Here is a 9,116-nt window from a genome sequence, read left to right on the forward strand (position 1 = left end):
CGGTGGCCGATTGCCGCCGGCACGTCGCATGACGCCTGAACCGCCCGCCTGAACCGACCGGCGGACGGCAATCCAGCGCGCCCAAGAACCTCACGCTACCCGCCCAACCGGGAGAATATTACATGGCAAAGATTAAGGTCGCTAACCCGGTCGTCGAACTCGACGGCGATGAGATGACCCGGATCATCTGGCAGTTCATCAAAGAAAAGCTGATCCTGCCCTATCTCGACATCGATCTGAAATACTACGATCTGGGCGTCGAATATCGCGACAAGACCGAAGATCAGGTCACCGTCGATGCGGCCAATGCCATCAAGCAATATGGCGTGGGCGTGAAGTGCGCGACGATCACTCCGGACGAACAGCGCGTCACGGAATTCAACCTCAAGAAGATGTGGAAGTCGCCCAACGGCACGATCCGCAACATTCTGGGCGGCACCGTCTTCCGCGAGCCGATCATCTGCTCCAACGTCCCGCGTCTGGTTCCGGGCTGGACCAAGCCCCTGATCATCGGCCGTCACGCCTTCGGCGACCAGTACCGCGCGACCGACTTCCAGGTCCCCGGCCCCGGCAAGCTGACGATGACCTTCACGCCCGACGGCGGCGGCGAACCCACGACCTACGACGTCTTCCAGTTCCCGGAAGCCGGCGTCGCGATGGGCATGTACAACCTGGATGAAAGCATCCGCGGCTTCGCCCGCGCCTGCTTCAACTACGGCCTGGCGCGCAAGCTGCCGGTCTACCTGTCGACCAAGAACACGATCCTGAAGGTCTACGACGGCCGCTTCAAGAACCTGTTCCAGGAGGTCTTCGACGCCGAGTTCGCCGACGAGTTCAAGAAGATCGGCCAGACCTACGAGCACCGCCTGATCGACGACATGGTCGCCAGCGTGATGAAGTGGGACGGCGGCTTCGTGTGGGCCTGCAAGAACTACGACGGCGACGTGCAGTCCGACACCGTGGCGCAGGGCTTCGGCTCGCTGGGCCTGATGACCTCGGTCCTGCTGACGCCCGACGGCAACACGGTGGAGGCCGAGGCCGCCCACGGCACGGTGACCCGTCACTACCGCGAGCACCAGAAGGGCCGCGAGACCTCGACCAACCCGATCGCGTCGATCTTCGCCTGGACGCAGGGCCTGTCCTATCGCGGCAAGTTCGACAACACGCCGGATGTCACCGCCTTCGCCCAGACCCTGGAGAAGGTCTGCGTCGACAGCGTCGAGGCCGGCGCCATGACCAAGGACCTCGCCATCCTGATCGGCCCGGACCAGCCCTGGTTGACCACCAAGCAGTTCCTGGACAAGCTTGACGAGAACCTGAAGAAGGCGATGGCCTCGGCCTGAACCTGAGCGACAACGGCATCGCCCCGGCGATGCCGTCGTTTTGCCGCAACCCCGCCCGATTCGTTCGGGCGGGGTTGCTTTTTATGGAGTTGCGGGTAAATCTCACCCCGGCTTCGCGAGATGGTGTCCGTCAGATGCGCCAGCACGCCGAAGAGTTACTGTGACATGCCGTGCCGAGGAATTGCAAAGATGCCACACAAGATCAGAATCGCGATTGTCGGGGCAGGTGAAACCGGCGCACCACTGCTCGAACAGCTCCTTTCGGCAGATTTCGTCAAGGTTGTCGGCATCGCCGACCTTAATCCAGAAGCCCCCGGCATGGTAATCGCCCGCTCCAAGGGTGTGAAGACCTATGGCGATTTCCTTGAACTTGCCAGCCTTGGCGAAGACATCGATATATTCATCGACGTTACTGGAGTTCATAAAGTCCGCGATGCTCTGCGTCAGTACATGCAGCAGACTGATAACCATCACACCGTTATCATGCATGAGCTGATAGCCGTCTTGCTACTCTCCCTCTCCAAAGGCAAGCTGGTCCAGATCAAGCACGACGATTTGGATTACTGACATCCGGCTCATGACGGATAGTCTGTTATATTTTGGTTGATGGGATTTTGTTTTAGAGTACCATGATATAGATTGCCCCGCTGCTACGACGGTTACAGAAGTTGGCGGCGATCCGGGCCTGTACCGCGAAGCTTGTGAAGACCGTTTGTTTTCGGCAGGTTACTCCGCGTTCTGGATGTTACGGGGTAATTTCCGTTCTTCGGATCTAAGTAGGAACCGTGCCCGCGGCGTATGTGTTTTCAGCACTGGACTCTCGCGTGTACGCGTTACGTTGATGCACCAATTCAGCTCAAGGGAGAAGGTCGTGCGCCTTAATCAAATCGCTGCCTCGGGCGTCTTTGCGTTCCTGGCGATGGCGGTGGTTGCGCCCGCCAGCGTGCTGGCTCAAAGCGCTCCGGTGAAGTGCAACACGGTGGTGGACTCCACCGGTAAGCCCGTGATTGCAGCTAACAACACCGCCGTTCTCCATGCGGGAAGCTATGACTGCCCTCCGCCGCCGGCAGCCGCCGCCGTCGCTCCGGCCGCCGCCGTTCCGCCGGCCGCTCCGCTGGCGAACGCCGTCTACTTCGTGTTCTTCGACTTCGACAAGTCGGCCATCACCCCGGCCGCTCAGGACATCCTGAACACGGTCGTGTCGGATGCCCGCCGGACCAGCGCCAGCCGCCTGAACGTCGTCGGCCACACCGACACCTCGGGTTCGCCGGCCTACAACCAGCGCCTGTCCGAGCGTCGCGCCACCGCCGTCCGTGAAGCCCTGGTCCAGCGCGGTGTGCCGGCTGGCCAGATCGCGACCCGCGGCGTCGGCGAGAGCCAGCCGCTGATCGCGACCGGCGACGGCGTGCGCGAGCCCTCCAACCGTCGCGCCGAAGTCCGCTTCCAGTAATCCTGGCAGCGGGTCTTCGTCGGCGGAAGGTTTCGGACAGGCCCTTGCGGGGCTGTCCGTTTCCTGGGAAGACGATAAGCGGAAGGGGCGCCCACGGGCGCCCCTTTTCGTTCGCCCGGATGGCTTTGGGGACGGGTGCGATGGAGAGGAACCGGCGGCGGCAAAAAAGAAGCCCGCTGGCGGGCACCAGCGGGCTTGTCAGCGGATCTATGGAGATAATCGGATCAGGCGGCGCCCACCTTGCGCTCGCGCTCCTCGTCACGCTTCTTGGAGCTGGGCTGGTAGGCGATGGCGGCGTGTTCGGCGCAGTAGGGCATGCCAGCCTGTGCGGTCTTGCCGCAGAAATGGAAATCCGCGTGCTTGGGGTCACCGACCGGCCATTTGCACATGCGTTCGGTCAGGGCAAGGATCGTGGCCCCGCGCGACGGCTTCTTCTTGATCGGCGAAGGCCGTCCGGAAAGTCCGAGGCGGTGAGCCTTCCCGATAACCGCATTACGGGTAATATCGCCCAGAGTATCCGCGATTTCGCTCGCGCTCATACCCTGGCCCCAGAGTTGCTTCAACTGCTCTACCCGCTCGTCAGTCCAACTCATGCGCTGTCTCCACTCATCCGGGTCTCTATTATTTATAGCCAGCAGGACCATGGTGCGCCGCATATCGCGTTCCGCTTTCCATAAGTCTCTACATCTAGTGCCGACGTCCAAAGAGGCTACCAGATAAGCCCGTCTATGCCTAGAGGGTTGCTGTTACATTTATATGCAAAAGTAGTAAACCATTTGTTTATTCGATACGCCCGCTGAAACGTTCGAAGCCATACCGGCTAGTTACGGCTGGGGGAACCGAGCTTCCGAATTCTCTCGAGAAGCCAATCGAATCAACGAAATCCAGCTTATGTCCACATCGTTACCCACAAGAGGCGGCAGGCACGATGACTGCTTCTCATCGCATCGGACAGGCTGGTCTATCCATATTTCAGACGACAGGCGGACAAAAATGCCGCAGGACTGTGGCTCTGTCGCAACGTTCGGCGTCTCTGACGCAATGCTCGGCTCCTCAGCGGCTGAGTTCCTTCATGCCGGCATCCAGGCCGTCGAGCGTCAGGGGATACATCCGGCCGTCCATCAGCCGCTGGAGGATGCGGGTGCTCTCGGTGTAGCTCCAGTAGTTCTGGGGGGCAGGATTGAGCCAGATCGAGCGGCTGTAGGTCTGTAGCAGCCGCTGGAGCCAGACCTGCCCCGCCTCCTCGTTCCAGTGCTCGACGCTGCCTCCCGGATACACGATCTCGTAGGGGCTCATGGCGGCGTCGCCGACGAAGACCAGCTTGTAGTCGGCGGCGTAGGTGTGGATCACGTCCCAGGTGGACATGCGTTCGGAATGGCGGCGGCGGTTGTCGCGCCAGACGCCTTCATAGACGCAGTTGTGGAAGTAGAAATATTCGAGGTGCTTGAACTCCCCGCGCGCGGCGGAAAACAGCTCTTCGCAGATGCGGATATGATCGTCCATCGAGCCGCCGATATCGAGGAACAGCAGCACCTTGACGCTGTTGTGCCGCTCCCGGACCATCTTGAGGTCGAGCGTCCCGGCGTTGCGGGCGGTCGAGCGGATCGTATCGGGAAGGTCCAGTTCCTCGGCGGCGCCCTGACGCGCGAACTTGCGCAGCCGGCGCAATGCCACCTTGATGTTGCGGGTGCCAAGCTCGACCGTGTCGTCGAGGTTCCGGAATTCCCGCTTGTCCCAGACCTTGACCGCCCGGCGGTGGCGGCTCTTGTCCTGGCCGATGCGGATGCCTTCGGGGTTGTAGCCATAGGCGCCGAAGGGCGAGGTGCCGGCCGTCCCGATCCACTTGGAGCCGCCCTGGTGGCGGCCCTGCTGCTCGGCCAGCCGCTGCGCCAGCGTCTCCATCAGCTTCTCCCAGCCGCCGAGCGACTGGATCTGGCGCTTCTCCTCCTCCGTCAGGTACTTCTCCGCCAGCTTGCGGAGCCATTCCTCCGGGATCTCGGCGGTGACGGGGTCGGTACCGTCGGCGACGCCTTCCAGTCCCTTGAAGACATGGGAGAAGACCTGATCGAAGCGGTCGATGTTGCGCTCGTCCTTAACGAGGCAGGTGCGCGACAGGTAGTAGAAGTCCTCGACGCTGTAGTCGGCGATCCCCTGCCGCATCGCCTCCATCAGCGCCAGATACTCCTTGAGGGAGACCGGCACCTGGGCCTTGCGCAATTCGTAGAAGAAGGTCTTGAACATCGCCGGCGCCTCTGCCTTACCGTACCCTTTCCCGCTTAGTCCCCTCCCCGCTCCCGGCGGCTGAGGAAGGCCAGACGCTCGAACAGGTGGACGTCCTGCTCGTTCTTCAGCAAGGCGCCGTGGAGCGGCGGGATCAGCTTCTTGGGGTCGCGGGTGCGGAGCGTCTCGGGCGAGACGTCCTCGACCATCAGCAGCTTGATCCAGTCCAGCAGTTCCGACGTGCTCGGCTTCTTCTTGAGGCCCGGCGTCTCCCGGACTTCATAGAACAGCGTCAGCGCGTCGCGGATCAGGTCGGCCTTGATGCCGGGATAATGGACATCGACGATGCGGGCCATCGTTTCCGGATCGGGGAAGCGGATGTAGTGGAAGAAGCAGCGGCGCAGGAAGGCGTCGGGCAGCTCCTTCTCGTTGTTGGAGGTGATGATGACGACCGGACGCTGGCGTGCCTTGATCACCTGCCGCGTCTCGTAGACGAAGAACTCCATCCGGTCGAGTTCGAGCAGCAGGTCGTTCGGGAACTCGATATCGGCCTTGTCGATCTCGTCGATCAGCAGGACGGACGGCTTCTCCGCCTCGAACGCTTCCCACAGCTTGCCCTTGACGATGTAGTTGCCGATATCGCGCACCCGCTCGTCGCCGAGCTGGCTGTCGCGCAGGCGGCTGACGGCATCGTACTCGTACAGGCCCTGCTGGGCCTTGGTGGTGGACTTGATGTGCCACTGGATCAGCGGACGGTCGAGCGCCTTGGCGATCTCCTCCGCCAGGATGGTCTTGCCGGTACCCGGCTCGCCCTTGACCAGCAGCGGCCGCTGAAGCGCCACGGCGGCATTGACGGCGACGCGGAGATCGTCGGTGGCGACGTAGTTTTCGGTACCGGTGAACTTCATCATGCCGGCACCGCCATCGCCTGCTGGATCGCCACGAGGGCGTCGTTGGCGTTGGCGCCGTCGGGGCCGCCTGCCTGGGCCATGTCGGGGCGGCCGCCGCCGCCCTTGCCGCCGACGGCTGCCGCACCGGCCTTGACCAGATCGACGGCGCTGAAGCGGCCGGTCAGGTCTTCCGTGACGGCGACGACCAGGGAGGCCTTGCCGTCGTTGACGGCGATCAGGGCTATCACGCCGGAGCCGACCTGCTTCTTCATCTCGTCGGCCATCGGCTTGAGGTCCTTGGCCGGCATGCCGTCGATCACGCGGGCGGCGAACTTGACGCCGGCAACCTCCTTCTCGCCGCCACCGGCGGGGCCGGAGCCGCCGCCCATGGCGATCTGGCGGCGGAGGTCGGCGACTTCACGCTCCAGCCGGCGGCGCTCTTCGACCAGGGATGCGACGCGGGCCGGGACTTCCGTCGGGGTCGCCTTGAGGGCGGCGGCCGTCTGGTGGAGCAGGTGTTCCTGCTCGTTGAGGTAGGCCGCGGCGCCGTAGCCGGTCAGCGCCTCGATCCGGCGGACGCCGGCGGCGACGGCGCCTTCGCCGACGATCTTGAACAGGCCGATGTCGCCGGTGCGGCGGACATGGGTGCCGCCGCAGAGTTCGATCGAGAACTCCTTGTTGGCATCCGGGTCGCGTCCACCCATCGAGACGACGCGAACCTCGTCGCCGTACTTCTCGCCGAACAGGGCCATGGCGCCCAGTTCAACCGCTTCCTGCGGGCTCATCAGGCGGGTCACGACGTCGCTGTTGCCGAGCACGCGGTCGTTGACCTCGCGCTCCACGACGGCGATGTCCTCGGCAGTCAATCCTACCGGCTGGCTGATGTCGAAGCGCAGGCGCTCGGGCGCCACCAGCGAGCCCTTCTGCGTGACGTGCTCGCCCAGACGGCGGCGCAGCGCTTCGTGCAGGAGGTGGGTGGCGGAGTGGTTGGCGCGGATCGCGGAGCGGCGGGCGGTGTCCACCCGCAGTTCGACCACGTCGCCGACCTTCAGCGTGCCCTTGGCGACCTTGGAGATATGGACCCACAGGGCGCCCAGCTTCTTCTGGGTGTCGATGACGGGGACTTCGGTCCCGTCCGGCGTGAACATGACGCCGCTATCGCCGACCTGACCGCCGGACTCGCCGTAGAACGGGGTCTGGTTGACGATCACCTGGACGTCGCTGCCGGCGGGCGCCTCGTCGACGCGCTTGCCGTCTACGATCAGCGCCAGGACCTTGCCCTCGGCGACTTCGGTGTCGTAACCGAAGAACTCGGTCGCGCCCAGCTCGTCGCGCAGCTCGAACCAGAGGGTTTCGGTCGCGGCCTCGCCGGAGCCGGACCACGCCTTGCGCGCCTCCGCCTTCTGGCGGTTCATCGCCTCGTTGAAGCCGTCGATATCGACGGTGCGGTTGCGGCCGCGCAGCACGTCCTGGGTCAGATCGACCGGGAAGCCGAAGGTGTCGTAGAGCTTGAAAGCGACGTCGCCGGCCAGGGAGCCGCCTTCGGGAATGCTGGCGGTTTCCTCGTCCAGCAGGCGCAGGCCGCGCTCGAGGGTCTGCTTGAAGCGGGTTTCCTCCAGCTTCAGCGTCTCCGTGATCAGCGGCTGGGCACGGACCAGTTCGGGGTAGTGCGGCCCCATGAGCTGGACCAGCGTCGGCACCAGCCTGTGCATCAGCGGCTCCTTGCAGCCGATGATGTGAGCGTGGCGCATGGCACGGCGCATGATCCGGCGCAGCACGTAGCCGCGCCCCTCGTTGGACGGCAGCACGCCGTCGGCGATCAGGAACGAAACGGAGCGCAGGTGGTCGGCGATGACGCGATGGGAGACCGCGTGCGGACCGTCGGCGCCGACCTTGGTCGCCTCGGCCGACGCCAGGATCAGGGTACGCAGCAGGTCGATGTCGTAGTTGTCGTGCTTGCCCTGGAGGACGGCCGCCAGCCGCTCCAGGCCCATGCCGGTGTCGATGGAGGGCTTGGGCAGGTCGATCCGCTTGTCCGGCGTGATCTGCTCGTACTGCATGAACACGAGGTTCCAGATCTCGATGAAGCGGTCGCCGTCCTGGTCGGGGCTGCCGGGCGGGCCGCCGGGCACGGCGGGACCGTGGTCGAAGAAGATCTCGGAGCAGGGACCGCAGGGGCCGGTATCGCCCATCCGCCAGAAATTATCGTCGGTCGGGATGCGGATGATCTTGCGCTCGTCCAGCCCCGCGATCTTCTGCCACAGGCCGAAGGCCTCGTCGTCGGAGGAGTGGACGGTGACCAGCAGCTTATCGGCCGGCAGCCCATATTCCTTCGTGATCAGGTTCCAGGCCAGCTCGATGGCGCCGTCCTTGAAGTAGTCGCCGAACGAGAAGTTGCCGAGCATCTCGAAGAAGGTGTGGTGCCGGGCGGTATAGCCGACATTGTCCAGGTCGTTGTGCTTGCCGCCCGCGCGCACGCATTTCTGGCTGGTCGTCGCCCGCTTGTAGGGACGCGCCTCGGCGCCGGTGAAGACGTTCTTGAACTGCACCATGCCGGCGTTGGTGAACATCAGGGTCGGATCGTTGCGGGGAACCAGCGGGCTCGACTCGACGATCTGGTGACTCTGCTTGGCAAAGTAGTTCAGGAAGGTGGCGCGGATGTCGTTGGCGGTCTGCATGATGGCGCTCAATTCCCAGGACGCAGGATGATACGGCCCGTTTCTTCAACAGTTTCGGCCGACAAGGGTTGAATGCTTGTACCGTGCCGGTGGGGGGCCTGTCCACCGATGCCCTGCGGATTGCCTCGCACGCGCCCGAACGTCATGAAGCCGCGCGGGTCGCAAGGACCCGCGCGGCTTCATGAGGCTTCCGGCAGAAGCGGCTGACAAAGGACGACTGGCGCAGCTCAGTCCGGGGTGCTGGCTTCGGCGTCGGCTTCCGGCGTGCCCATCATCGCGTTGGCGACGAGGCCGGCGTTGGCGCGGATCTTGGCCTCGATCGAGTCGGCCACTTCCGCGTTGGTGCGCAGGAACGTCTTGGCGTTCTCGCGGCCCTGGCCGATACGCTGGCCTTCGTAGCTGAACCAGGAACCCGACTTCTCCACCACGTTGGCCTGGACGCCGAGATCGAGCAGTTCGCCGACCTTGGAGACGCCCTCGCCGTACATGATGTCGAACTCGACCACGCGGAACGGCGGGGCCATCTTGTTCTTGA

The 9,116-nt window shown here is 64.0% G+C and carries 7 protein-coding genes and 1 pseudogene; 3 read left to right on the forward strand and 5 right to left on the reverse strand.

From position 1 onward, the window contains the following. Positions 1 to 122: 122 nt before the first annotated feature. The 3 genes from AC5JJ6_RS28990 to AC5JJ6_RS29000 all read left to right on the forward strand — a co-directional run bounded on the left by AC5JJ6_RS28990 (position 123) and on the right by AC5JJ6_RS29000 (position 2,793). Positions 123 to 1,343 (forward strand): NADP-dependent isocitrate dehydrogenase, encoded by a 1,221-nt coding sequence (locus AC5JJ6_RS28990; RefSeq protein WP_044436388.1) that lies wholly within the window; start codon positions 123 to 125, stop codon positions 1,341 to 1,343. Between the two features lie 189 nt (positions 1,344 to 1,532). Then, complete coding sequence (locus AC5JJ6_RS28995) at positions 1,533 to 1,910, forward strand: oxidoreductase (protein ID WP_496045389.1); 378 nt, start codon at positions 1,533 to 1,535, stop codon at positions 1,908 to 1,910. A gap of 304 nt (positions 1,911 to 2,214) precedes the next feature. Next, positions 2,215 to 2,793: an OmpA family protein gene (locus tag AC5JJ6_RS29000; protein ID WP_496045390.1), complete on the forward strand. Its 579-nt coding sequence runs from the start codon at positions 2,215 to 2,217 to the stop codon at positions 2,791 to 2,793. A 224-nt stretch (positions 2,794 to 3,017) separates the two neighbouring features. On the opposite strand, the gene AC5JJ6_RS29005 is transcribed toward AC5JJ6_RS29000, so the two are convergent. The 5 genes and pseudogenes from AC5JJ6_RS29005 to AC5JJ6_RS29025 form a co-directional block, all read right to left on the reverse strand. Then, on the reverse strand, positions 3,018 to 3,386 hold the full coding sequence (locus AC5JJ6_RS29005) for a GcrA family cell cycle regulator (RefSeq protein ID WP_496045391.1): 369 nt from the start codon (positions 3,384 to 3,386) through the stop codon (positions 3,018 to 3,020). Positions 3,387 to 3,846: 460 nt separating this feature from the next. Beyond that, complete coding sequence (locus tag AC5JJ6_RS29010; RefSeq protein WP_496045392.1) at positions 3,847 to 5,034, reverse strand: vWA domain-containing protein; 1,188 nt, start codon at positions 5,032 to 5,034, stop codon at positions 3,847 to 3,849. Between the two features lie 35 nt (positions 5,035 to 5,069). Then, positions 5,070 to 5,921: an AAA family ATPase gene (locus AC5JJ6_RS29015; protein WP_044436419.1), complete on the reverse strand. Its 852-nt coding sequence runs from the start codon at positions 5,919 to 5,921 to the stop codon at positions 5,070 to 5,072. Further along, positions 5,921 to 8,581: an alanine--tRNA ligase gene (gene alaS, locus AC5JJ6_RS29020; RefSeq protein ID WP_496045393.1), complete on the reverse strand. Its 2,661-nt coding sequence runs from the start codon at positions 8,579 to 8,581 to the stop codon at positions 5,921 to 5,923. Before alaS ends, AC5JJ6_RS29015 begins: the two co-directional genes overlap by 1 nt. Before the next feature lie 227 nt (positions 8,582 to 8,808). Beyond that, positions 8,809 to 9,116 (reverse strand): annotated as a pseudogene (locus tag AC5JJ6_RS29025) (recombinase RecA); the annotation flags it as partial.

This window comes from Skermanella sp. (genome assembly GCF_059503625.1).

Bases quoted from the DNA above. Each gene is read 5' to 3' on its own strand.
- AC5JJ6_RS29015 (WP_044436419.1), bottom strand. From the start codon at position 5,921: ATGAAGTTCACCGGTACCGAAAACTACGTCGCCACCGACGATCTCCGC.
- AC5JJ6_RS28990 (WP_044436388.1), top strand. From the start codon at position 123: ATGGCAAAGATTAAGGTCGCTAACCCGGTCGTCGAACTCGACGGCGAT.
- alaS (WP_496045393.1), bottom strand. From the start codon at position 8,581: ATGCAGACCGCCAACGACATCCGCGCCACCTTCCTGAACTACTTTGCC.
- AC5JJ6_RS29010 (WP_496045392.1), bottom strand. From the start codon at position 5,034: ATGTTCAAGACCTTCTTCTACGAATTGCGCAAGGCCCAGGTGCCGGTC.
- AC5JJ6_RS29005 (WP_496045391.1), bottom strand. From the start codon at position 3,386: ATGAGTTGGACTGACGAGCGGGTAGAGCAGTTGAAGCAACTCTGGGGC.
- AC5JJ6_RS28995 (WP_496045389.1), top strand. From the start codon at position 1,533: ATGCCACACAAGATCAGAATCGCGATTGTCGGGGCAGGTGAAACCGGC.